The sequence below is a fragment of the Synechococcus sp. A15-60 genome, assembly GCF_014280095.1.
GTDB lineage: Bacteria > Cyanobacteriota > Cyanobacteriia > PCC-6307 > Cyanobiaceae > Synechococcus_C.
The window spans coordinates 276,329-299,509 of record NZ_CP047933.1 but is presented as its reverse complement, the minus strand read 5'-3'; the positions used below and the strand labels follow the sequence as shown (position 1 = coordinate 299,509).

Below are 23,181 nucleotides of genomic sequence, written 5' to 3'. Positions count from 1 at the left end.
GGGTGTCATGGCTCTCACTCCCTCCACGATGCTTCCGCTTGGCACGGCTCTGCCGGCGTTCCAGTTGACCCGGGTGAGCGGCTGCCTTTCAGGTGGATCGTCGCCAGAAACATTGAGCCACGTGGCACTGCCATCAAGGCCCGTGCTGTTCATGCTCCTCTGCGCCCACTGCCCCTTTGTGATGCACGTGGAACCAGAACTGAGCCGGCTCGAACGCGACTTCGGCAGCGCGGTGACACTGCTCGGCATCGCCAGCAACAGCATCAACACACACCCCCAGGACGGCCCTGAGGGTCTACGTCAGCAAGCCATGCGACACCATTGGACGTTCCCTTACCTACTGGATGAGCAGCAGACCCTGGCCAAGGAACTCCAGGGCGCTTGCACACCTGAGTTTTTTCTGTTCGCCCCCGACCTCAGCAACCGTCAGACCCTTCGCTATCGCGGCCAACTCGATGGCAGTCGTCCTGGCAACGAGGTTCCCCTGGATGGTCGCGATCTGCGAGCCGCCCTCGATGCCGTCCTGAAAGGAGAGGCCGTCAGTGAAGTTCAGCAGCCCTCCATCGGCTGCAACATCAAGTGGCATCCAGGACAGGAACCCCCGTGGTTCGGGACACCGGCTTAAGGTGCCCCCATGCAGGTGCCTCCCTTCAGTCTCAGCCAGCAACTTGCCGATCTGGGACCGGAACTCGATGAAGCCGTGCTGCGGGTGCTGCACAGCGGCCAGTACATCGGTGGCCCCGACATCCAATCATTTGAAACCGCTTTCGCCGCGGCTGTAGGCACGCCCCATGCCGTGGGCTGCAACAGCGGCACCGACGCGCTGATTCTGGCCCTCAGAGGTCTGGGTATTGGACCTGGCGATGAGGTGATTACCGCCTCCTTCAGCTTCTTTGCCACCGCCGAGGCGATCAGTGCGGTGGGGGCTACTCCGGTGTTTGTGGATGTAGACCCGAGTACCTATTTGATTGATCTGGAGCTGATCGAATCAGCCATCACATCAGCAACGAAAGTGCTGATCCCCGTGCATCTGTTCGGACGTCCGGTGGACATGACGCGTCTGACGGCCATTGCGCAGAAACACCATCTGAAAGTCGTGGAGGATTGCGCCCAGGCCACCGGTGCATCGTGGGATCAGCGCCCCGTCGGCAGCTGGGGAGATGTGGGTTGCTTCAGCTTCTTTCCCACCAAAAACCTCGGCGCTGCCGGTGATGGCGGCGCTGTGACCTGTCACGACGCTGCCATCGCCCAGAGCATGCGAGAGCTGGCGGTGCACGGCATGCCACGCCGCTATCTGCATACCGAGCTCGGCTACAACAGCCGCCTCGATGCGCTGCAGGCCGCCGTGCTGAACGTGAAGTTGCCGCGCTTGAATGCATGGGTCTCCAAACGCTCAGCCATCGCAGCGCGTTACCACGAAGCACTTGCTGATCTCGATGGACTGCAGCTGCCGGACCCAGCGGAAGGCTGCGGCCATGGCTGGAACCAATTCGTGGTGCGCGTGAGCCTTTGTCCGGACGGGCAAACCCTTTGCGCTGGTCAATGCAGCGACACACCCAGTGAGTTCGGTCTTCCCAGCAGCCGTTGCCGGGACTGGCTGAAACAGAGCCTCCAGGAGCAGGGGGTGAACACGATTATCTATTACCCGATTCCGATTCACCGGCAACCGGCTTATGCGGGTTTGAATCTCACGGCCGGAAGTTTCCCAGTGACCGAACAGCTCTGCAGTGAAGTGCTGAGCCTGCCAATCTTCCCCGAACTGTCTGAAGACCAGCAGAACCGCGTGATCTCCGTTCTGCGCAGCCTGCTGAAGCAGAGTCCCACCACCAGCGATCAGGCCTGCCGGATCGCTGCCTGAGCATCACGATCGGATCGTGGCGTAGAGGGCTTTAAAGCGGGCCTGCTGTTTCTTGTGATCGATCAGCGGTTCGGGGTAACCGCGACGTTCCAGAGCGCCGATGTCACCGCTGAGCAGATCCTTGGTGTTCACATGGCGAAGCTCCGGCAACCAACGCCGGATGTACTCACCATCCGCATCAAACTTCGATGACTGCGTCGCGGGGTTGAAAATGCGCAGAGGTTTGGGATCCATGCCGCTGCTGGCGCTCCACTGCCAGCCACCATTGTTCGCTGCCAGGTCACCATCCACCTCCAGTTCCATGAAGGCGCGCTCTCCCCAGCGCCAGTCGCAGATCAGGTCTTTGACCAGAAAGGAGGCCACGATCATGCGGCAGCGATTGTGCATCCAGCCGGTCTGGTTGAGCTGACGCATTGCCGCATCAATGATCGGCATGCCGGTCTGACCGTCCTTCCAGAAATCAAACCAGTCCTCGTTGTTGTCCCAGGGGAAGCGACGCCATTGCTCCCGATAGGGCCCATCCGCCAATTCGGGAAAGTGAAACAGCGCCTGCTGGTAGAACTCGCGCCAACCCAACTCTTGTTCCCACACCGTGATGGCCTGACGCTGCTCATCACTGCGCGCAACGCCCTTCATCTCCTGCGCAGCGCACCAAGCCTGACGAGGACTAACGGTGCCCACACTCAAGGCAGCACTCAGAAACGACGTGCCGGGCATCCCGGGGAAATTGCGATCCGGCTCGTAACCCAGGAGCGGACCAGCGACAAAAACAGCCAACTGCTCCGATGCTGCGGCTTCACCGGGACGGCAAGGGCAGAGATCTGCACCCTGGAAGCCATGGCAGGAGCGGAGCTGCTCCAGTTCTCGCTGCCCTTCAGCACAAAGGCGACCAAGCTCACCCTCAGGCGTCTGCAACGCGTCAAGACAGCCAGCATCTAAATCGATCAGCCCCGTCGGAGCATCGACGGTGCAGGGATTGCTGCGCTCCACCTGTCCCCGCCAGTTGCGCAAGAAGGGGCCATACACGCGGTAGGGATCACCGCCTCCGGTCTTGAGCAGCTCCGGAGCCACCAGCAGCTGATCCCAATCGACCAGCACCTTGTGGCCGGAGGCCTGCAGGGCCCGCGCCACCTGACGGTCGCGCTCACGCGCATAGGGCTCCACATCTCGGCTCCAAACCACCGCCGCGGCCTCCAGAAGCGATGCCAGCTGCGGCAAGCGCTGTACCGGATCCCCAGCCACCACCAGCAGACGACTGCCAGCCTCCTGCCAACGTTGCTGCAGTTCCATCAAGCTCTCCACCAGAAACCACAGACGCGCCGGTGCCATCGGCGGCAGCTGAGGGGGAGGACTGAGGATGGCGGGGTCCAGCACATACACCCCGGTGACCGCAGGCCCAAGGGCTGCAGCTGCTTGTAGTCCTGTGTTGTCCGCCAGGCGAAGATCGCGGCGGTGCCAGAAGAGCGTGCGAGAAGCGGTCATCGACGTGGTCTTGATCAGAGATTGAGCAGTTGTTTGGCGCGATACCAGGCGGTGACGCTCTTGCCATCCAGCCACTCTTCTCCGGAGGCCAGTCGGGCATCCAGCTCCGCTGGATGCATAAGCACGACCTCCAGGTCTTCATCGTCATCGCCTGCAGGAGGGTTCTCTAAGGCCGTGAGATCCCTAGCGAGGAAGCAATGGATCACCTCGTCGGAATACCCGGGACAGGGAAGCATCGGTCCGAGGGCATCCCAGCGGGCCGCGCCATAGCCGGCCTCTTCCCCAAGTTCCCGCTGCATGGACTCCAGCGGGTCTTCCCCCTCCTCCAGGGTGCCTGCTGGGAATTCCAGCAAACGCGCCTGAACGGCGAAGCGATACTGACGCAGCACCACCACCTGTCCGTCATTGGTGATCGGCACAGCGAGTGATGCACCGGGATGGCGGATGATCCCGAAGGTGCCCTCTACGCCCATCGGCAACTTGATGCGATTGCGCTCAAAGCGCACCTTGCGGGCATCCAGAGCTTCGATGGTCTCCAGAAGCTCATAGGGCTCCGGGGCCGGCAGTGGTGCCATGAGAGAGAGCAAAGCGGGCACCAGCATGGCGGTTGCGCGGCAGGATCGTCAGCACATCACCGGCCGGGCTGTCTGTCCTTGCACGATCACGCGCGAACCACCGCTACCCCAACAGCTGCCCCCACCGTGCTGCCCCGGCGGCGACAGCTTCAGCTGCTTAAGGCGCTGGCCCAAGAAGCCGGATGGGGGCATCTGAGCCGCCTGGCCGGATTGAGTGTGGTCAGCAGTGTGCTGGACATCGCAGGGCTGGGTCTGGCCATCACGTTGCTGCTTGGCAATGGATCCAACGCCAACGCGATCCGGGAGCTGAACGTCAGCCTGCCGCTGACCGCAAGCCTTGCCCTGCTGGTGGCTTTGATCCTCCTGCGTGGACTGATCCAGGGACGCGTGGCTGTGAGCCGGGAACGCCTGCGCTCCGGTTTCACGGATCGCCTGCGTCAGCAACTGCTGCAACAGGTGTTCTCAGCATCGTCGAACCAGCTGGATCAACTCGGCCGCGGTGATTTGCTGGCGTTGCTCATGGCCGACATCAACCGCACCGCACTCGGGATGGACCAGGCGGTGCGCATGCTTCAGGCTCTACTGGCGATGGTGATCTATCTGGCCAGCGTGCTGCTGGTGGGACGAACCGCCGCCTGGCCGCTGCTGCTGGCCCTGATGGCCACCGCCATTGCCGCACTCTTGCAGCGGTCCGGAAGCTGGAGTCTGGGTCGCATCCAGAGCCGCCTGAATGCGGCACTGCAGCGCACCGTGGGCGATGGCCTGCATGGTCTCAAGGCGGTTCGCGCAGCGGCAGCCGAACACTGGCTCCTGGATCGGTTTGCCCAGGAAACATCCAAAGGGCGCTGGCTGCTGCGCGAACGGGTGCGCCGCCGCGCGGGCTACAACGCCTGGCGCGACACGCTCGTAGTGGCGATCGCCAGCCTCTGGCTGCTCCTGCAAGGTGACGCCCTGACTCCTGAGGTACTCACCACCACCCTGGTGCTCGCATACCGAGCCGGATCCTCACTCAGTGGCGTGGTCCAGGCCCGGCGCCTGTGCCTGGGCAACCTCCCCGGCTATGAAGCCCTCTGCCTGCGCCGCGAGCAACTGCGCCCAGGCCCTGAGCAGAGCAAAGGCATGATTTTGGACGGTCCTGCACTGACAACACTAGACCGCAACCGTTGGACGCAGCTGGACTGGTGCAGCGCATCAACGCGCGGCAGCCGAACCCTCAGCCTGCGCCTGCTCCCCAACCAGCTGGTCGCAGTAACAGGGCCCTCAGGTTGCGGCAAGACCACCCTTCTGGATCAGATCAGCGGGTTGCAGGAGGAAGAACACAGTGCCTGGACCATCACCTGCAGCGGCGAGCGCTGGCAGCTCTCAGGATCAGCGGGCGCCAGGCAACTGCATGCATTGATGGCCTGCGCGCCCCAGCATGCAGCGTTGTTTGAAGCCAGCTTGCGCGACAACCTTCTCCTGGGCCACGACCTGCCGGACGCCACGATCGCAAGCTGGCTGCACCGCCTGGGATTGCAGCACTTACTGGATCGTCCGGACAGCCTGGATGCCCCCATGGCCTTGGCCCAGAGCCCCTTTTCTGGGGGCGAGATTCACCGACTCGGACTGTTGCGCGCCTGGCTACGGGACCGGCCGGTGGACGTGCTGGATGAACCGACAGCGTTTCTGGATGCCCTCGCCGCAGCCCAAGTGCGCGAGGTGATTCAGGAACGGTCCAGGCAGCGGCTGGTGCTGCTGAGCAGCCACGACCCTGAGTTGTTACGCCTGGCCGATGTCGTGATCGACCTCGGAACCGTTGCATCTGAGAGCTGATTCAGGGGCGCCAGGGCGTGGATCGCTGCATGGCCGCGAGCAGGGGTTCCATCACAAACGAGCGGAGATGCAGGCGTGGATGCGGCAACACCAGTCGAGGATGCTCCAACCGCCAATCGCCCCAGAAGAGCAGATCCAGATCAAGCGACCGGGGCCCCCAACGCTCTTCCCGGTCGCGATCACGGCCGTACTTCGCCTCCAACGCTTGGAGACGATCCAGCAACGCCAGTGCCGCCTCCAAACCTGGAGTGCCTGGCACACCGCGGATCAAGAATACAGCGTTGCAAAACATCGGCTGACCAGGCGGCCCTCCTTCCGGAAGTGTTTCAAGCAGGGGCGACCAGGAGCAGCTGAGGCGAATCGGGCTGGTCTGAGTCCAGTCGCACACCAACGCTTCGAGCTCCGGACGCACGTGGATCAGCGTCTGTCGAGGGCTGCCCGCAACACTCGGACGGTTGGCCCCCAACGCCACTGCCAAAGAACAAGCTTGATCAGCGAGACTGGCGCTCACGCGATGGGCCGGCAAACGTTCATGGTTTCAGGTGGAGGGATCGCCAGCGGCGTGGCCAGCACAGCAGCGATGGATCAAGCCAACCGCGCCTTTCCGTTGGCGGCGATCACCGGCCATGGAACGCTGAAGCTCGCCCTGATGCTGGCTGCTGTGGATCCAGGGCTTGGAGGTGTGATCATCGCCGGAGGACGAGGCACCGGCAAATCGGTGCTCGCAAGGGGGCTGCATGCCTTACTCCCACCCATTGAAATTCTTGACCCAGCCCATGCCCCGGTGCCAATTGGACCGGGACGCAATTTGGATCCGAAACGGCCGGAAGAATGGGGAAGCAGCCTCAGGGACAAGCTCGGTGCTGAACCACCATCCGCGGTGATTCCCGCTCCTTTTGTCCAGGTCCCCCTTGGCATCACAGAAGATCGTCTCGTCGGAGCCGTCGATGTGACGGCATCGTTGGCGAGCGGCAGCCCCGTGTTCCAGCCAGGCCTGCTGGCGGAAGCTCACCGAGGGGTGCTCTACGTCGACGAGCTGAACTTGCTGGACGACGGAATCGTGAACCTGCTGCTCGCAGCCGTTGGAGCAGGCGAGAACCAGGTGGAACGGGAAGGTTTGAGCCTCAGCCATCCCTGCAGACCACTGCTGATCGCGACCTACAACCCCGAGGAAGGCAACGTCCGCGATCACCTGCTGGACCGCTTTGCCATCGCCCTGTCGGCCGATCAGCTGGTGAGCACCGAACAGCGTGTGGAGATCACCAACGCTGTACTGAGTCATGGCCAGTGCAGCCGCAGTTTTGCGGAACGCTGGAAGGAGGACACCGACGCACTCGCCACCCAGCTGCTGCTGGCCCGCCAATGGCTGCCGGATGTCTCGATCAGCCGTGAGCAAATTGAATATCTGGTCACCGAAGCGATCCGCGGCGGTGTTGAAGGGCATCGCTCCGAGCTCTACGCCGTGCGCGTGGCCAAGGCCCACGCCGCGCTAAGCGGTCGGGATCAAGTTGACGCCGAGGATCTGCAGGTGGCGGTGGCCCTGGTGATCGCACCAAGGGCATCACAGCTGCCGCCCCCGGATCAGCAGATTGAGCCGCCGCCGCCGCCGGAGCCGCCCCAAGACGAGACGCCACCACCGCCACCGGACGCCGGCGAACAGAACACGGAGGACCAGCCACCCCCGCCGGAAGGGTCTGACCAGGACCAGGACGATCAACCTGAAGACAACAGCGACGACAACCCTGACGACGACGACTCGGATGAAGACCAGGCACCACCGGCAGTGCCTGAGGAATTCATGCTCGATCCCGAAGCCGTTGCTATCGACTCCGACCTGCTGCTGTTCAACGCCGCCAAGAGCAAAAGCGGCAACAGCGGCAGCCGTTCCGTTGTGCTCAGCGACAGCCGCGGCCGCTATGTGAAGCCGATGCTGCCCCGCGGCCCGGTGCGTCGGATCGCTGTCGACGCCACCCTTCGTGCTGCAGCGCCTTATCAGAAGGCGAGACGCGAACGGCAACCGGACCGCACCGTGATTGTCGAGGAAGCCGATCTGCGGGCCAAGCTTCTGCAGCGTCAGGCTGGAGCGCTGGTGATCTTTCTGGTGGATGCCAGTGGCTCGATGGCACTGAACCGAATGCAAAGCGCCAAGGGGGCGGTCATCCGTCTGTTAACGGAGGCCTACGAAAATCGCGATGAAGTGGCTCTGATCCCCTTCCGCGGCGATCAGGCTGAGGTGCTGCTGCCGCCAACACGCTCAATCACCGCAGCCCGCCGACGGCTGGAGTCGATGCCCTGTGGGGGCGGTTCACCGCTGGCCCACGGTCTCACCCAGGCGGCCCGGGTCGGCGCCAATGCGCTCGCCACCGGTGATCTGGGTCAGGTGGTTGTGGTCGCCATCACCGACGGACGCGGCAATGTGCCCCTCAGCACCTCCTTAGGACAACCCGAACTGGAGGGCGAGGACAAGCCCGACCTCAAGCAGGAGGTGCTGGATGTCGCCAGCCGCTACCGCATGCTCGGAATCAAGCTGCTGGTGATCGACACCGAGCGCAAATTCATTGGCAGTGGTATGGGCAAAGACCTTGCCGAAGCAGCGGGCGGCAAATACGTGCAGCTGCCGAAGGCGAGCGATCAGGCCATTGCCGCGGTGGCCATGGATGCCATCAACTCTGTGACGTGAGAGGCGAGGGCTAATTCGATGGTCCGGTCTTCGCGGGATAGACCTCCTCAAAGAAGGCCCCCAAACCAATCATCACGTTGCGCAGACCCGTCATGAAGCGCTGATCGTCGGTGAGTTGCTCGAGGTCACCGCTGACGGAATCCAGCCGAGCGGTGAGATCACGGGCATTGGTCACCGTTTGCTTGAGGTCGCCGACGGTCTGAGGATTGTTGAACGCTTCAGCCAGCGCGTTGATATTGGCAGCGGCGGCGGCAGCCTCAGCCGTAGCGCGGTTGAGATTGTCAACCGTGGGTTGGGCCCGAGCCAATTCTTCGCGCAGCTCCTGTACCAGCGCATCAACATTCCCAGCCGCCTCATCGGCGGTGTTCAAGAACGTGGAGGCATCTTGGCTGGTAATGCCGAACTGCTTGGTGGATTCCACCAACGCAGGAATCAGGTTGGCGTTTTGCGCCTCACTCAACAGCTGTTCCAGGGTGGCGGTGATCGTGGCGAGACTCGCAGCGGATTCACCGCGAATGGTCGCTCCATCGCAGAGGATTTCACTGCCCTTGCAACGACGTGACTTCGGCCCTGGTGCCCCTTTGGGTAAAGGGACACCCGTCGTCACGAGTTCCACCTGAGAGTCGCCGCCCAGCAAGGAAGCGGACGACACCGCAGCCTTGACGGGAAGGGGAAGCTGCAGGGATTCATCATTGATTTCCAAAATGGCTCGCACCGCCATTGGCGTGACCTGAATCGAGCGCACTGTTCCCACCATGATTCCCCGGAACGTCACTGGAGATCGTGCCGCTAACCCGCCGGCGTTCTGAAAGTCAGCCGTCACAGTCCAGGTTTCAGAGCCGAGCCGAACGCCTCTTAACCACAGCATCGTGCCGGCAAACCCAGCGATCGCTCCAACGATCGAGAACCCAACGATGGCTTCGCGGACACTACGGCGCATGGCTCAGTGGTCGGAGGGTTGCATCGGTCCGCGCAGGTTACCCGTCCTGAACTGAACGACATAGGGGTTATCGGTGACGCGGTATTCCTCAACCGTTCCGTCCCACTGGAAACGGCCGCCGTACAGCATCACAATCCGCTCCGCTGAACGCTCGATGGTGCTTCGCACATGACTCACAACCACAGAGCAGCCCCGCGCCACCGTGGTGGTCTTCACGATCAGATCTTCAATCCTGGTGGATGCCACGGGATCAAGGCCAGCGGTGGGCTCGTCATAGAGCAGCAATGGCATCGCCCCTTCCTCCCGGTCGGGGTCATCAATCAAAGCTCTTGCAAAACTGACGCGCTTTTGCATGCCGCCGCTGAGCTGACCGGGGTACTTATCCGCCACATCGTTCAAACCAACGGCTTCCAAACATTGCAGAACACGCTCGCGGATCTGCTGCGGCTTGAACCTGCCCAAGCGCATCAGCAAGAAGCCAACGTTCTCCTCCACCGTGAGTGAGGCGAGTAGGGCGGGGTTCTGAAACACGAGGCGCACATCCGGCGGGCGACGCTGGTCCAGGCGCAGATAAGTCTGCGGCTCCCCAAACAACCGCAGTTCCCCCGCATTGGGGAGCTGCAACCCCGCCAGCAGACGCAAAACCGTGGACTTGCCGGCACCGGAGGGCCCAACAACCGCGATGCGCTCTCCCGGTTGCATCGTCAGGGACACTTTGTCGAGTACAGGCTTCGGACCCCACTGCATGGTGAGGTTTCGCATCTCTACGACAGGAGACGCGGAGGATTTTGGTGTGAAGTCCGGCCGGGTCTGCACAGGGCCGCAATGCATGTTGCGTCCATCCTGCCGTGTCTGAAACGATGGGATGGCCTTTAAGGACAACTTCCGTACAGTTCGCTCATCGCAAGCGAACTGACGCCCTCAGCCTGGATCGCACTTGACCACCCCCATCCGCCGCGGACAACGTCAACGCATCCGAGCCATGCAGGCACAGCGGCAGCGCGATCTGATGATGCGTTCGCGGCGGGCCATGCGTTGGCTGCAGCCTGGTCTGGTGGTGAAACGCTGGCTGCTCACCTCCGGCATCGGCCTTGTGCTCGCCCTTCTCGGCGCAGCCGTTTGGGCCGACTTGCAGCCGATCTACTGGACTTTGTGGGCGATCCAAGAAGCCTTGAGCTGGATCACCCGGGTGCTGCCACGTGGCATCACCGGCCCTCTGGTGCTGGTGATCGGCATCGGGCTCTTGCTATGGGGCCAGGGCCGGAGCTTTGGCTCGATCCAGCAGGCCCTGGCTCCGGAGAAAGACACCGTTCTGGTGGATGCCCTGCGAGCCAAAAGCCGTCTCAACCGAGGGCCGAACATCGTTGCCATCGGCGGCGGCACCGGACTCTCGACCCTTCTGAGCGGCCTGAAGCGCTACAGCAGCCACATCACAGCCATCGTCACGGTGGCGGATGACGGCGGCAGCAGTGGCGTGCTGCGGCGGGAACTGGGCGTGCAGCCACCGGGCGACATCCGCAATTGCATTGCTGCACTGTCAACCGAAGAACCGCTGCTCACCCGCCTGTTTCAGTACCGCTTTTCATCAGGCGGAGGCCTAGAGGGACACAGTTTCGGCAATCTGTTTCTCTCGGCGCTCACGGCCATTACGGGGAGCATGGAAACGGCAATCACGGCCTCCAGCCGAGTGCTTGCCGTTCAGGGACAGGTGGTGCCAGCCACCAATGTGGACGTGAAGCTATGGGCGGAGCTGGAGGACGGCCGTCGCATTGAAGGGGAATCCTCCATCGGCAAGGCGCCGAGCCCGATCGTGCGCCTGGGCTGCATTCCAGAACGCCCGCCGGCACTGCCAAGAGCACTGGAAGCGATTGCCAATGCTGATTTGATTCTCCTCGGCCCGGGCAGTCTTTACACCTCGCTTCTGCCCAACCTTCTCGTGCCTGAACTGGTGACGGCCATTCAACGCAGCCGCGCACCGCGCCTTTACATCTGCAACCTGATGACCCAGCCCGGTGAAACCGATGGGCTCGATGTGAGCGGGCATCTGCGAGCGATCGAAGCCCAGCTCGCATCGCTTGGCATCAGCCAGCGCCTGTTTGATTCCGTGCTGGCCCAGGAACCGATCGGCGACTCTCCATTGATCAGCCACTACCGCTCCCGTGGGGCTGAACCGGTGCGTTGTGACCGACGTTCACTGCAAGGCGAGGGATACGACGTGATGGAAGCCCCCTTGCAGGGCAGCAGGCCCACAGCCACATTGCGACACGATCCTCGCAGCCTGGCCCTGGCCGTCATGCGCTTTTATCGCAGACACAAAAAAGAGCCGGCTTCATCAGCCGGCTCACATGTGATGCACTAGACACAGATCACTCAGATCAAGATCTGACCCATGACCAGGATGCATCAATAGGCGTCTTGCATTTCGTAGAAATCAGGCTGCACATAATCCTTGCGAAGCGGCCAGCCGGTCCAATCTTCAGGCATGAGCAGACGCTTGGGATGGGGGTGACCCTCAAAATTGACCCCGTACATGTCGAAGGTTTCACGCTCCTGCCAGTCCGCACCACGGAACAACCCATACAGCGTTGGCACGCTGGGCTGGCCTTCACGGGAAAGAAACACTTTCAAGCGAACTTCGCGAACGGCATCGGAATGACCGTCGGCCACTTCAGCCATGGCGACCAAGTGATAAAAGCTGACGAGACGTGCACCTGGCCCTTCGTCGTAGCCCCCTTGACACTGCAAATAATCAAAGCCGTGACTCTTTAGCGCGGCCGCAATCACAGGCAAGAAAAGGGATTCAACGCCAATCTGCTCGATGTTGAGATGATCAGGCTCGAGCACCTCATGCTCGAAGCCCTGCTGGGTCAACCACTGACTCACGGGACCAGGTTGAGGGGCCGTGACAACAGGTGAGTCAGCTTTTGACGGCTTATCGGGAGTTGCACTCATGACGGGTCAGGGGTGGTGACAGCTTCGGCGGTTTCGAGCGCAGGCATGGGCAGACCCGCTCCAGGTTTCAGAGCAGCGATCTGCGTTTCAGCATTGAGGTAAGCACCCGTGACGATCGGCTCGACTGCCGTCATCGCATGCTCGACGGTGCAATAACGATGGGTTTGGAGGAGCTGACGACGATCTGCGACGGATTCGTTGCCAACCTTCTTACGCAACTTGATCACAGCATCAAAGATGGCTTCCGGGCGTGGAGGACACCCGGGAAGGTAGAGGTCTACAGGGATCAATTTGTCCACACCCCGAACAGCGGTGGTTGAATCCGCGCTGAACATGCCGCCGGTGATGGTGCAAGCGCCCATGGCAATCACATATTTTGGAGCAGGCATCTGCTCGTAAAGGCGCACCAGCGCTGGGGCCATTTTCATTGTCACCGTGCCGGCCACGATGAGCAGGTCTGCCTGACGCGGCGAGCTTCGAGGAACCAGGCCGAAACGGTCGAAATCGAAACGGGAGCCGATCAGAGCAGCAAACTCGATGAAGCAGCACGCCGTTCCGTAAAGCAGTGGCCAAAGACTGCTCAGCCTGGCCCAGTTGTGCAAGTCGTCAAGACTGGTGAGAATCACATTCTCACTAAGGTCCTGTGTGACGGTGGGGGCACCTTCTGCAGCGCCAGCAACTGGTCCACAACTGGCTTCGCGCAGATCGCGCAACGCCTGAATGGAAGGGGAATCACCTGCCATGTCGGAACGGTCAATGGATGAGGTCATGAATCAGCTCCACTCCAGCGCGCCCTTGCGCCAGGCATAGGCCAAGGCGACAACAAGGATGGTGATGAACACCAGTGCCTCGATGAAGGCCAACAACCCGAGACGGTGAAACGCCACTGCCCAGGGATAGAGAAAGACGGTCTCCACATCGAAGATGACGAAGACCAGCGCAAACATGTAATAGCGAATATTGAATTGAATCCAGGCGCCACCAATTGGTTCCATCCCGGATTCGTATGTGAGCTCCCTCTCTCCGAGTTGGCTGCTGGGCGACAGCAGCTTGTTCGTGACCAATGCCAGCACCGGCACGGCTCCAGCAATCAGCAAAAAGCCGAGGAAAGCGTCATACCCCGGAAGCACAAACATCTGGGCCGATCCGATTTGCGGGCAGTCTGGCATTTGCAGCCACGGGCTGACGTTTGCCACGGCAGCGTCGATAGAGTGACCTTCCCTGCCCAATCGTGGTGAGCGAAGAGATACAAGCCTCTCAGGACACAGCAATTGAAGAGTCGACTGCGAAGGGCCAAGCTCTCGAAGGCAGCCACAACGACAGCGCAGTGGCAAGCGAGTCGGCTGAGGACATTGCCGTTGATACCAGCTCATCCGAGGGGGAAGCAGTCACCGAGGATGTCCCGGACGAGGCGAGCGACCCGCGGACCCACCGATTTGAGTGCCGGAGCTGCGGCTATGTGTATGACCCCGAGGAGGGGGTAAAAAAACAGAACATCCCTGTCGGCACGGCCTTCGAGGATCTGGACACGATCACCTTCCGATGCCCGGTGTGCCGCAGCAAGGTGGGCGCCTTCCGGGACATTGGCCCCCGCTCTAAGGCGAGCGGCTTCGAAGAGAATCTCAATTTCGGATTGGGCGTGAACCGTTTAACCCCGGGGCAGAAGAATGTGTTGATCTTCGGGAGCCTTGCCCTGGGCTTCGCCTTCTTTCTCTCCCTTTATTCCCTGCGCTAAGCACGGACACTGGCCCCACGCCTGCCATCCCCCATCCCGGAATGAAATCCCTCTTCAAAACTCTTGCTCAATTGGTCTTGGTGGCCTTCATCGGCTTCGGCTTGAGCGGCTGCGTCACGACGCGCGTCCCGACGGCCACCACCAGCCCGTGGCAAGTGGTGGACCTGAACACCGAGGCCAATCCCCTGGATGTGGCGTTTACTGATGCCAACCACGGCTTCCTGGTCGGCAGCAACCGTTTGATTCTGGAAACCAACGATGGCGGCGCCAACTGGAGTGAGCGCAGCCTCGATCTGCCGGATGAGGAGAACTTCCGCCTGATCAGCATTGCGTTCGACGGTGACGATGGCTGGATTGCCGGCCAACCGGGACTGCTGATGCACACCACCGACGGTGGACAGAACTGGACCCGCTTGTTCCTGGACACGAAGCTGCCCGGGGAGCCTTATCTGATCACCGCCCTCGGCCCCAACAGCGCCGAGCTCGCCACCAACGTGGGCGCCGTTTATCGCACCAGCGACGGAGGCGGCAGCTGGGACGCCGAGGTGAGTGATGCGGCAGGGGCCGTGCGCGACCTGCGTCGCAGCGCTGATGGCTCCTACGTGAGTGTGAGCAGCCTTGGCAACTTTTATGCCACCTGGGACAAAGGCCAGGACGTGTGGCAGGTGCACCAGCGGGTCAGCAGCCAACGGCTGCAGAGCATTGGCTATCAACCGGATGGACGCCTCTGGATGGTGGCCCGCGGTGCACAGATCCGCCTGAACGACAACGCCAGCGACAACGAAAGCTGGAGCAAGCCGATCATCCCGATCACCAATGGCTACGGCTACCTCGACATGGCCTGGTCGGACGATGGCGCCATCTGGGCCGGCGGCGGCAATGGAACCCTGCTTGTCAGCCGCGATGGCGGTGACAGCTGGGAACGGGATCCCGAAAGCGCTCAAGCCCCGACCAATTTCACCCGCTTTGTCTTCGACGACAGCGCCAACCAACGCCACGCCTTTCTTCTGGGCGAACGCGGCCTGATGTTGCGATGGTCTGCTACCAGCTGAGACCAATCAAGCCTCCGGCAAACAACGCTCTGTAACCAAGACCGGGGGGCTGGCGCAGTGGTCGAAGCCCTACCCCTAGGATCACCGAGCTGATACACCCGAAGCCATGGCTGCCGGCTCCACCGGGGAACGCCCGTTTTTCGAGATCATCACCAGCATTCGCTACTGGGTGATCCACGCCATCACACTTCCCTCCATCTTCTTGGCCGGGTTCCTGTTCGTGTCGACGGGCCTTGCCTACGACGCTTTTGGAACTCCTCGCCCTGACGCTTACTTCCAGGCCAGCGAAAGCAAAGCACCTGTCGTCAGCCAGCGCTACGAAGGCAAGTCCGACCTCGACCTGCGCCTGAAATAACTCGATCCATGACACAGTCTCCCGCCACGTCCACGCCGCGCAACTATCCGATCTTCACGGTGCGTTGGCTTGCAGTTCACACCCTGGGGGTCCCCACGGTATTTTTCCTTGGCGCCCTGGCCGCCATGCAGTTCATTCGCCGCTGATCACCCCACCGAACACCATGGAGCGCAACAAAAACCCCAATACTCTGCCCGTTGAACTCAACAGAACCAGTCTCTATCTAGGTCTGCTGTTCGTATTCGTGACCGGCATTTTGTTCTCCAGCTACTTCTTCAACTGAGGACTTGAATCATGAGTGGTAAGAAATCAGGTCTTCCTGACGGTCGCATCCCCGATCGCCTTCCCGACGGCCGACCGGCCGTTGCTTGGCGTTCCCGCTGGACCGAGGGAACTCTGCCTCTGTGGCTGGTGGCAACAGCCGGGGGAATGGCAGTGATCTTCGTTGTGGGCCTGTTCTTTTACGGCTCTTACACAGGTGTGGGTTCCGCCTGAGTCAAGGCCTTCTTCATCAGCATCCGCCAAGAAAACCGGCCTTGGGTCGGTTTTTTAATGCCTGGGGTTAAGACGGATCGAGCCAAAAGGAACGCAACAAGCCAATCCCTTCAGACCGCGTAGAACTCGCGGTACCAATGGGCAAAACGATCCACTCCGGTTTCAATCGGGGTTCTGGGCCTAAATCCGACCCAATCCTCCAATGCCTGGGTGTCCGCAGCCGTCGCCACCACATCGCCGGGTTGCATGGGCTGAAAATCCTTCACCGCATCGCGTCCCAGCGCTTGTTCCATCACCTCAATGAAGCGCAGCAACTCTGTGGGCTGACTGTTGCCGATGTTGAACACCCTGTGGGGCGCCTCCGCCGTTGCAGGATCGGGGGCCAGAGGATCGAACGCTGGATTAGCCGTTGCTGGCTTGTCGCAACAGCGCAGCACCCCTTCGACGATGTCATCGATATAGGTGAAATCACGCTGCATCTTTCCGTGGTTGAACACCTTGATGGGTTCACCGGCCAGGATCGCTTTGGCAAACAGCATGGGAGCCATATCCGGACGTCCCCAGGGGCCATACACCGTGAAGAAACGAAGACCGGTCGCCGGCAATCCATAGAGATGGCTGTAGGTGTGGGCCATCAGCTCATTAGCCTTCTTGCTGGCGGCATACAAGCTCACCGGATGATTCACCGGCTGTCGCTCATGAAAGGGGAGATTCCGATTGCCCCCGTAGACCGAACTGCTTGAGGCGTACACCAGATTCTCCACGCCGTGGTGGCGACAGCCCTCGAGAATGTGGCCGAAGCCAACAAGGTTGCTCTGGATGTAGGCAGACGGATTCTCGAGGGAGTAGCGAACCCCGGCCTGAGCGGCCAGATTCACCACCACCCGGGGCTGCTCTTCAGCGAACAGAGCCATCAGTGCCGAACCATCCTCCAACGCCAATGGCTCGAAACGCCAGGCGCCAGGAGAAGCCGCCGCTTCCACTCGGGCCAGCCGGGCTCGCTTGAGCGCAGGGTCGTAATAGGTGTTGAGGTTGTCGATCCCCACAACACGCTCCCCGCGTTCAAGCAGACGTAACGCCAGAGCAGCACCGATAAAACCGGCGGCTCCTGTGATCAAAACGGGGCGGGTTATGGAGGTGCGATCAGCACTCATGGCTGGCCTTCACCCACGCGCCAGAGCTGCAACCCAGCCGCCAGCACGTCGGCGGGCTTCACCACCGAACGGGCATCAAACACCCAGGCGGGCTGACGCATCAGAGGCGCCAACTGACACCAGTCGAGATCTCGATACTGCTGCCATTCAGTGAGGATCAGCACCGCGTCAGCACCACTCACTGCCGCAGCGATTTCGTCACTAGCCCACCAGGTACCTTCACCACTCAGAGCTGCTCGCGTGGGACCGGATTCAGCATCGGGAGCGGAACTAGCCGGAAGCTTGAGATCACGGGCGATCTGCTCGGAATCCACCTTCGGATCATGGATTGCTAGCTGTGCCCCTTCCTCGAGAAGATCCTGGGCAATCCGGATGGCCGGGGCTTCGCGCGTGTCGTTGGTGTCGGCTTTGAAGGCGAAACCGAGAATCGCCAATCGCTTGCCGGTCACCGTTCCGAACAGCTTCTGCACCACCGTGCGCGCAATGCGGTGCTGCTGCCAGGTGTTGACCGTCACCACCGATTCCCAGTAGTCGGCCACATCTGGCAAACCGAAATGTCGGCAGAGATAAACCAGATTGAGGATGTCTTTCTGGAAGCAGCTGCCGCCAAAGCCAGGGCCAGCCTGCAGAAATTTGGGGCCGATGCGGCTGTCGGTGCCAATCGCTTTGGCCACCTCGCGCACGTCGGCACCGGTGGCCTCACAGAGGGCCCCCACACTGTTGATCGAGCTGATTCGTTGCGCCAGGAAGGCATTGGCCGTGAGCTTGGAAAGCTCACTGCTCCAGAGATTGGTGCGCAGGATGCGCTCCTGGGGCACCCATTGCCCATACACCGAAGCCAGTGCATCGATGGCGTCGGGGTGCTCACCCCCGATCAACACACGGTCCGGTGATTCGAGATCAGGAATCGCGGTGCCTTCCGCGAGGAATTCGGGGTTGGAAAGGACCGCAAAACTGCGCTGAGCGCCGCTAGTGGACTGTTCTGCGGCAGACAGGATCGCTTTGACCGCTTCGGCCGTACGCACCGGCAGGGTGCTCTTTTCCACCACGATGGTGTGACCAGTGGCCGACTTGGCCACTTGCCGCGCACAGGCTTCCACCCAGCGCAGATCACTGGCCTGCCCAGCTCCCAGGCCCTTGGTCTTGGTAGGGGTGTTCACGGAAATGAACACCATGTCCGCCGCGGCGATAGCGTCGTCCACCGACGTGGAGAAGTGAAGATTGCGGCCCCTAGCGCGTCCCACCACGGCATCCAAGCCAGGTTCATAAACCGGAAGCTTGCTGAGATCGCTGTCATTCCAGGCGTCGATGCGGGTCTGGTTGATGTCAACCACCGTCACCTGCACATCCGGACAGCGATCAGCGATCACCGCCATGGTTGGGCCACCCACGTAACCAGCACCGATGCAGCAGATGGAGCGGATAGGGGCAGCAGACATCGAGTAGCTGTGGCAGAGCCGACGGATCGGGGAAGGTTATCGCTGATCCTGGTCGCTGCTAAGGATCGCGTTGCCGGCCTGAAGGATGGCAACCAGAGCATCCGGAGAGGCCAACGGCAAGGTCTGCTCTGCACCCTGACCGAGCAGAGGCTTTAAGCGCAGCGATCCGGCTTCCGCCTCCTGATCGCCGATCACGACCGCCCAGGCCGCTCCACTGCGGTCAGCGCGTTTGAACTGCTTGCCGAAAGCGGCCCCAGACCCGTCCAGTTCCACGGCAATGCCTTCACTACGCAGTTGGCGGGCCAGCACCAGCGCACAGGCTTCCGCCTGGTCCCCTCGATTCACGAGATAGAGGTCTGGAGGCGTTGCCGCCGTCAGACGTGCCGCGGGCCCTTGCGGATCGGCAGCAGCAGCGGCCTCCAACACCAAAAGCAACCGCTCCATTCCCAGGGCCCAGCCGACGGCGGGGGTGGCGGCACCACCCAGTTGCTGAACAAGTCCGTCGTAGCGGCCACCACCACAGACGGTGGCCTGCGCACCCAGCTGATCGCTGGTGATTTCGAAGGCGGTGTGACCGTAGTAGTCAAGTCCTCGGACCAGGCGCGTGTTCACTCGATAGGGAATTCCCAGAGCGCTCAGAAAACGCTGCACGGCCTCAAACCGCGCAGCGCTCTCGACGCAAAGGGCATCCAACAGGGTGGGAGCGTTACTCAACAGCTCCTGAGTCGTCGTGCTCTTGCTGTCGAGGATGCGCAGGGGATTGGTGGTGAGGCGTTGCTGGGAGTCAGGATCCAGCTGATCAAAACGGGCTTCGAGCCAAGACACCAACTGATCGCGGTAACGCTGGCGATCGTCCGGCGTGCCGAGACTGTTGATCTGCAGTTCCAGGCCGCGTACACCGAGGGCATCGAGCAGGTCCCAGGCCAGAGCAATCACTTCCGCATCACTGCGGGCGGAACTGACGCCCAGCCACTCCACGCCAATCTGGTGAAACTGACGCTGACGACCGGCCTGAGGACGTTCGTACCGGAACATCGGCCCGCCGTACCAAAGCTTTTGAGCGCCTTGGCTGAGAAGGCCATGCTGAACGGCGGATCGAACCACCGACGCCGTGCCTTCAGGACGCAGCGTGCAAGACCGATCACCACGATCCTGAAAGCTATACATCTCCTTCCCGACAACATCGGTGGCCTCACCAATGCCGCGAGCGAACAGTTCGGTGACCTCGAGCAGCGGTGTGCGGATTTCTTCGAACCCGGAGCGGCCGAAGTGTGCACGGGCCACGGCCTCTACCGCCTGCCAACGATGTGTCTGGGCGGGCAGCAGATCCACCATGCCGCGCAGGCTCTGCAGCTGACTCACGCAATCCTCGAGACCGCTGACCAGTCTGCCCCTCAGCCGACGCTCAACCCAGGATCCTTGCCATAGGGTCAAATGATGACGCAGCTACTGATCACTGGAGGGGCCGGCTTCATCGGCAGCCACACCTGTGTGGTGCTGCTCGAAGCGGGTCATGACCTGATCGTGCTCGATGACTTCAGCAACAGCTCCGCTCATGCCCTCGAACGTGTCGCGACGCTGAGCCACCTGCCTCCTGGTGATGCCGCGTCACGGCGGCTGCGCACAGTGACGGGCGATGTGAACGACCGTCAGTGTCTCGACAGAATCTTTCAGCAGGCGCTCGACAGCGGCCATCCCATCGAAGCCGTGGTGCACTTTGCAGGACTCAAGGCCGTCGGAGAATCGGTCCAAGACCCGCTGCGTTATTGGAGCGTGAATGTGGGTGGATCCATGACGCTGATGCGGGTGATGGACACCTTCGCGTGCCGCACGCTGGTGTTCAGCAGCAGTGCAACCCTCTACGGCTATCCGGAGCGGGTGCCGATCCAGGAAACAGCTTCGGTACAGCCCATCAACCCTTACGGCCACACCAAAGCCGCCGTGGAACGTCTGCTCCGTGACCTCGCCGCCAGCGCACCGGACCGCTGGCGCATCGCCTGTCTGCGCTACTTCAACCCTGTCGGTGCTCATGCCAGCGGCCTGATCGGGGAAGACCCGTTGGGAATTCCGAACAACCTCTTTCCCTTTGTGAGCCAGGTAGCCGTGGGACGCCGCGAGCGTCTGCAAATCTTTGGAGGCGACTGGTCCACCCCGGATGGCACCTGCGTGCGGGATTACATCCATGTCATGGACCTGGCGGAGGGGCACAAGGCAGCCCTCGACTGCCTGCTGTCGGAAGCGCCCCAGGTGCTCACAGTCAACCTCGGCAGCGGTCGGGGCATCTCAGTGCTGGAGGTGGTGAACGCCTTCGGCCATGCCTGCGGGCAACCGATCCCCCACACCATTGTTGATCGCCGACCTGGCGATGCCGCCATCACCGTCGCCGATCCATCGTTGGCACTGCGGCGACTCGGGTGGAGAACCGAGCGTTCCCTCGATGACATCTGCCGTGACGGCTGGGCCTGGCAATCGGCGAATCCAGCGGGTTATGGCCAACGCGAATGAGTGGTCTCCTGCTGGCGGGAGGAGGTCACAGCCACGCCCTGCTGTTGCGCCGGTGGTCCATGCGTCCCCAGAAACGTCCCCAGGGCCTGATCACCCTGGTGAGCCGGTCCAGCACAGCGCTGTATTCGGGCATGGTGCCAGGGCTGATCGCAGGTCTCTATCAACGCAATCAGGTGGAGGTCGACCTCAGGAATCTCGCTGACCAGGCCGGAGTCGCACTGGTGATTGCAGAGATCACCGGACTCGACATCGCCGCCAGGCACCTGCAGCTGCTCGGACGTCTCGACCTGCCCTACGACTGGCTCAGTCTCAACCTGGGTGCCGTGACGCGTACCACTCCGGCTGCGGTGGATGGCCTCGTACCGATCAAACCCCTGGAACCCGCACTGGCATACCTGCAGCAACAGGACCTAGCCATGACCTCTCCAGCAGTGGCGAGCGCACCCTTCTGGGTGGTGGGCAGCGGCCTGGCGGCCATGGAAACGGTCCTCGCCCTGCGGCAGCGCTGGCCGCAGCGCCCGTTAAAACTCCAGGCCATCAGCGATCGCTTGCCAGCAGCGTTCCAGAGAGCGCTCCGCCAAGCCCAGATTGAACTGGTGGAACACCAGACCCCGACGCAGACCCAACCGGAAGCGGGTCTGCTTTGCACCGGCAGCCAGGCGCCGACCTGGCTGCCGGAGAGCGGACTGACCTGCTGCCCCAATACTGGCCGCCTGCGCACGAGGGCCACCCTTCAAGTGCTCGGACAAACCCAGGTGCTCGCCGCGGGAGACTGCGCCGTTTTGGATGCCCATCCCCGCGCTCCATCGGGCGTCTGGGCCGTCCGAGCCGCTGTGCCCCTTGCACGCAATCTGGAAGCGGCGGTCAAAGGGGAGCCGTTGAAGCACTGGACGCCACAGCGCCAGGCCTTGCAACTGCTAGGGGGCTTCCAGAACGGGCAGCCAACGGCCTGGGGCCTGCGGGGATCCCATCTCTTTGGTCCCCATCCGCTGCTGTGGCGCTGGAAACGCTCGATTGACGCCCGCTTCATGGCCATGTTCGAAAGCAGCGAAGCGATGGATGACACCGCGGAGATGACCTGCCGAGGTTGTGCGGCCAAATTGCCTGGAGCGCCGTTGGAGCGGGCCCTGAAACAAGCCGGGATCGGCAGCCTGGGCTCTGAACCGGAGGATGCGGCTGTGCTGCCCGTGCGCGCTGCCGGTGAGATGGCGCCAGTGCTGCAGAGCGTGGATGGCTTCCCAGCCCTGATCAGTGATCCCTGGCTGAATGGACGCCTCAGCGCCCTGCATGCCTGCTCCGATCTGTGGGCCTGCGGCGCTCTGGTCACGGCGGCACAGGCCGTGATCACCCTTCCAGAAACCGCAGCACACACCCAGGAAATGCTGCTGGCGCAGACCCTTGCAGGCATCCGCTCAGCCCTTGAACCTCAAGGCGCCCAGCTGATCGGAGGGCACACCCTGGAAGCCCGAGACGGCGCGGCTCCCCCACCACTCAGCCGAGCGGTGCAGGTGATCCTGAACGTGAGCGGTCAGCCCAGGAATGCGCCCTGGCCCAAAGCCGGATTGCAAGCCGGAGACCGGTTGCTGCTCAGCCGCCCACTAGGAACCGGCGTGCTGTTCGCCGCGGCCATGCGCAGCGCAGCAAAGCCAGCTGCCTTGGATGCAGCCCTCGATCAGATGGCCACTAGTCAGCACCCATTGGTGGAGGCGCTTCAGACCCTCGACAGCCAGCAGCCTGGCTCAGTTCACGCTGCCACCGATATCACCGGCTTCGGACTGCTGGGCCACCTGGGAGAAATGCTGCGCAACCGATCGCTGCGCGTGGTGCTCGACGGCCTAGCGATTCCCGCTTTACCCCAAACCCTCGACTTGCTGGAAAGTGGTCAAGCCAGCACCATGGCCCCTGCCAACCGGCGCGCCTGGGCTCAACTGGATGACGGAAGCGTCAATCTGAACTTGAGCGGGATCCGCAGTGGAAGTCCGCGCCACCAGGCCCTGCTGGAGCTGTTGGTGGATCCTCAAACCTGCGGGCCCCTGCTGATCAGCGTGCCCGAAGACAGTGCCGCGGTTTTGCTGAACGAAGACGGCACGGCCTGGGGTGAGATCGGCTGGGTGACAACGCGCTGAACCGGATCTGGTTCATCAGGG

24 protein-coding genes are annotated in these 23,181 nt (G+C 62.0%); 13 read left to right on the top strand and 11 right to left on the bottom strand.

Going from position 1 to position 23,181, the window contains the following annotated elements:
- Window positions 1–7: 7 nt before the first annotated feature.
- Entirely contained in the window at window positions 8–625 is a 618-nt protein-coding gene (locus SynA1560_RS01370) for a thioredoxin family protein (protein ID WP_186500997.1), read from the top strand.
- A gap of 9 nt (window positions 626–634) precedes the next feature.
- Window positions 635–1,858 (top strand): DegT/DnrJ/EryC1/StrS aminotransferase family protein, encoded by a 1,224-nt coding sequence (locus SynA1560_RS01365; protein ID WP_186500996.1) that lies wholly within the window; start codon window positions 635–637, stop codon window positions 1,856–1,858.
- 3 nt (window positions 1,859–1,861) lie between these two features.
- On the opposite strand, the gene SynA1560_RS01360 is transcribed toward SynA1560_RS01365, so the two are convergent.
- Both SynA1560_RS01360 and SynA1560_RS01355 read right to left on the bottom strand, forming a co-directional pair.
- Entirely contained in the window at window positions 1,862–3,340 is a 1,479-nt protein-coding gene (locus tag SynA1560_RS01360) for an FAD-binding domain-containing protein (RefSeq protein ID WP_186469942.1), read from the bottom strand.
- A 14-nt stretch (window positions 3,341–3,354) separates the two neighbouring features.
- Window positions 3,355–3,915: an NUDIX hydrolase gene (locus tag SynA1560_RS01355; RefSeq protein WP_186501534.1), complete on the bottom strand. Its 561-nt coding sequence runs from the start codon at window positions 3,913–3,915 to the stop codon at window positions 3,355–3,357.
- A gap of 78 nt (window positions 3,916–3,993) precedes the next feature.
- Between SynA1560_RS01355 and SynA1560_RS01350 the strand changes: the two genes are divergently transcribed.
- Window positions 3,994–5,727, top strand: coding sequence for an ABC transporter ATP-binding protein (locus SynA1560_RS01350; protein ID WP_186500995.1), 1,734 nt, complete (start codon window positions 3,994–3,996; stop codon window positions 5,725–5,727).
- A gap of 1 nt (window position 5,728) precedes the next feature.
- Here the strand turns inward: SynA1560_RS01350 and folK are convergent, their stop codons facing one another.
- Window positions 5,729–6,238, bottom strand: a complete 510-nt coding sequence (folK, locus tag SynA1560_RS01345; RefSeq protein ID WP_186500994.1) for a 2-amino-4-hydroxy-6-hydroxymethyldihydropteridine diphosphokinase — start codon at window positions 6,236–6,238, stop codon at window positions 5,729–5,731.
- A 3-nt stretch (window positions 6,239–6,241) separates the two neighbouring features.
- On the opposite strand from folK, the gene SynA1560_RS01340 reads away from it, so the two are divergent.
- Window positions 6,242–8,407, top strand: coding sequence for a magnesium chelatase subunit D family protein (locus SynA1560_RS01340; protein ID WP_255477014.1), 2,166 nt, complete (start codon window positions 6,242–6,244; stop codon window positions 8,405–8,407).
- 10 nt (window positions 8,408–8,417) lie between these two features.
- On the opposite strand, the gene SynA1560_RS01335 is transcribed toward SynA1560_RS01340, so the two are convergent.
- Complete coding sequence (locus tag SynA1560_RS01335; RefSeq protein WP_186500993.1) at window positions 8,418–9,347, bottom strand: MlaD family protein; 930 nt, start codon at window positions 9,345–9,347, stop codon at window positions 8,418–8,420.
- A 3-nt stretch (window positions 9,348–9,350) separates the two neighbouring features.
- Complete coding sequence (locus tag SynA1560_RS01330) at window positions 9,351–10,094, bottom strand: ABC transporter ATP-binding protein (protein ID WP_186470934.1); 744 nt, start codon at window positions 10,092–10,094, stop codon at window positions 9,351–9,353.
- Window positions 10,095–10,329: 235 nt separating this feature from the next.
- Between SynA1560_RS01330 and yvcK the strand changes: the two genes are divergently transcribed.
- The gene (gene yvcK / locus SynA1560_RS01325; protein WP_186501532.1) at window positions 10,330–11,706 is read left to right on the top strand and encodes a gluconeogenesis factor YvcK family protein; all 1,377 of its coding nucleotides are present in this window, start codon (window positions 10,330–10,332) and stop codon (window positions 11,704–11,706) included.
- A gap of 44 nt (window positions 11,707–11,750) precedes the next feature.
- On the opposite strand, the gene SynA1560_RS01320 is transcribed toward yvcK, so the two are convergent.
- From SynA1560_RS01320 to SynA1560_RS01310, 3 genes are read right to left on the bottom strand one after another with little or no spacing between them, the layout of a single operon-like run.
- Window positions 11,751–12,299 carry an NAD(P)H-quinone oxidoreductase subunit J gene (locus tag SynA1560_RS01320; protein ID WP_186469937.1) on the bottom strand — a complete coding sequence of 183 codons (549 nt, stop codon included), beginning with the start codon at window positions 12,297–12,299 and terminating at the stop codon, window positions 11,751–11,753.
- Window positions 12,296–13,042 (bottom strand): NADH-quinone oxidoreductase subunit NuoB, encoded by a 747-nt coding sequence (nuoB, locus tag SynA1560_RS01315; RefSeq protein WP_186470932.1) that lies wholly within the window; start codon window positions 13,040–13,042, stop codon window positions 12,296–12,298. Before nuoB ends, SynA1560_RS01320 begins: the two co-directional genes overlap by 4 nt.
- Before the next feature lie 30 nt (window positions 13,043–13,072).
- On the bottom strand, window positions 13,073–13,435 hold the full coding sequence (locus SynA1560_RS01310) for an NAD(P)H-quinone oxidoreductase subunit 3 (RefSeq protein ID WP_186469936.1): 363 nt from the start codon (window positions 13,433–13,435) through the stop codon (window positions 13,073–13,075).
- A gap of 215 nt (window positions 13,436–13,650) precedes the next feature.
- Between SynA1560_RS01310 and SynA1560_RS01305 the strand changes: the two genes are divergently transcribed.
- The 6 genes from SynA1560_RS01305 (at window position 13,651) to SynA1560_RS01280 (ending at window position 15,936) form a co-directional block, all read left to right on the top strand.
- Entirely contained in the window at window positions 13,651–14,034 is a 384-nt protein-coding gene (locus tag SynA1560_RS01305; RefSeq protein ID WP_186470931.1) for a rubredoxin, read from the top strand.
- A 41-nt stretch (window positions 14,035–14,075) separates the two neighbouring features.
- Window positions 14,076–15,086: a photosynthesis system II assembly factor Ycf48 gene (locus SynA1560_RS01300; protein WP_186500992.1), complete on the top strand. Its 1,011-nt coding sequence runs from the start codon at window positions 14,076–14,078 to the stop codon at window positions 15,084–15,086.
- A gap of 106 nt (window positions 15,087–15,192) precedes the next feature.
- The gene (gene psbE, locus SynA1560_RS01295; protein ID WP_186469934.1) at window positions 15,193–15,441 is read left to right on the top strand and encodes a cytochrome b559 subunit alpha; all 249 of its coding nucleotides are present in this window, start codon (window positions 15,193–15,195) and stop codon (window positions 15,439–15,441) included.
- An 8-nt stretch (window positions 15,442–15,449) separates the two neighbouring features.
- Entirely contained in the window at window positions 15,450–15,587 is a 138-nt protein-coding gene (gene psbF, locus SynA1560_RS01290; protein WP_011932177.1) for a cytochrome b559 subunit beta, read from the top strand.
- Window positions 15,588–15,604: 17 nt separating this feature from the next.
- Window positions 15,605–15,724 carry a photosystem II reaction center protein L gene (locus tag SynA1560_RS01285; RefSeq protein ID WP_066904825.1) on the top strand — a complete coding sequence of 40 codons (120 nt, stop codon included), beginning with the start codon at window positions 15,605–15,607 and terminating at the stop codon, window positions 15,722–15,724.
- Window positions 15,725–15,735: 11 nt separating this feature from the next.
- Entirely contained in the window at window positions 15,736–15,936 is a 201-nt protein-coding gene (locus SynA1560_RS01280) for a photosystem II reaction center protein J (protein WP_010312227.1), read from the top strand.
- A gap of 110 nt (window positions 15,937–16,046) precedes the next feature.
- On the opposite strand, the gene SynA1560_RS01275 is transcribed toward SynA1560_RS01280, so the two are convergent.
- From SynA1560_RS01275 to hisS, 3 genes are read right to left on the bottom strand one after another with little or no spacing between them, the layout of a single operon-like run.
- Window positions 16,047–17,090, bottom strand: coding sequence for an NAD-dependent epimerase (locus SynA1560_RS01275; protein ID WP_186500991.1), 1,044 nt, complete (start codon window positions 17,088–17,090; stop codon window positions 16,047–16,049).
- Window positions 17,087–18,529 carry a nucleotide sugar dehydrogenase gene (locus SynA1560_RS01270; protein ID WP_186500990.1) on the bottom strand — a complete coding sequence of 481 codons (1,443 nt, stop codon included), beginning with the start codon at window positions 18,527–18,529 and terminating at the stop codon, window positions 17,087–17,089. Before SynA1560_RS01270 ends, SynA1560_RS01275 begins: the two co-directional genes overlap by 4 nt.
- 36 nt (window positions 18,530–18,565) lie before the next feature.
- The gene (gene hisS / locus SynA1560_RS01265; protein WP_186500989.1) at window positions 18,566–19,891 is read right to left on the bottom strand and encodes a histidine--tRNA ligase; all 1,326 of its coding nucleotides are present in this window, start codon (window positions 19,889–19,891) and stop codon (window positions 18,566–18,568) included.
- Between the two features lie 75 nt (window positions 19,892–19,966).
- On the opposite strand from hisS, the gene galE reads away from it, so the two are divergent.
- Entirely contained in the window at window positions 19,967–21,034 is a 1,068-nt protein-coding gene (gene galE, locus SynA1560_RS01260; protein ID WP_186500988.1) for a UDP-glucose 4-epimerase GalE, read from the top strand.
- Window positions 21,031–23,160, top strand: coding sequence for a selenide, water dikinase SelD (gene selD / locus SynA1560_RS01255; RefSeq protein ID WP_186500987.1), 2,130 nt, complete (start codon window positions 21,031–21,033; stop codon window positions 23,158–23,160). Before galE ends, selD begins: the two co-directional genes overlap by 4 nt.
- Window positions 23,161–23,181: the final 21 nt, after the last annotated feature.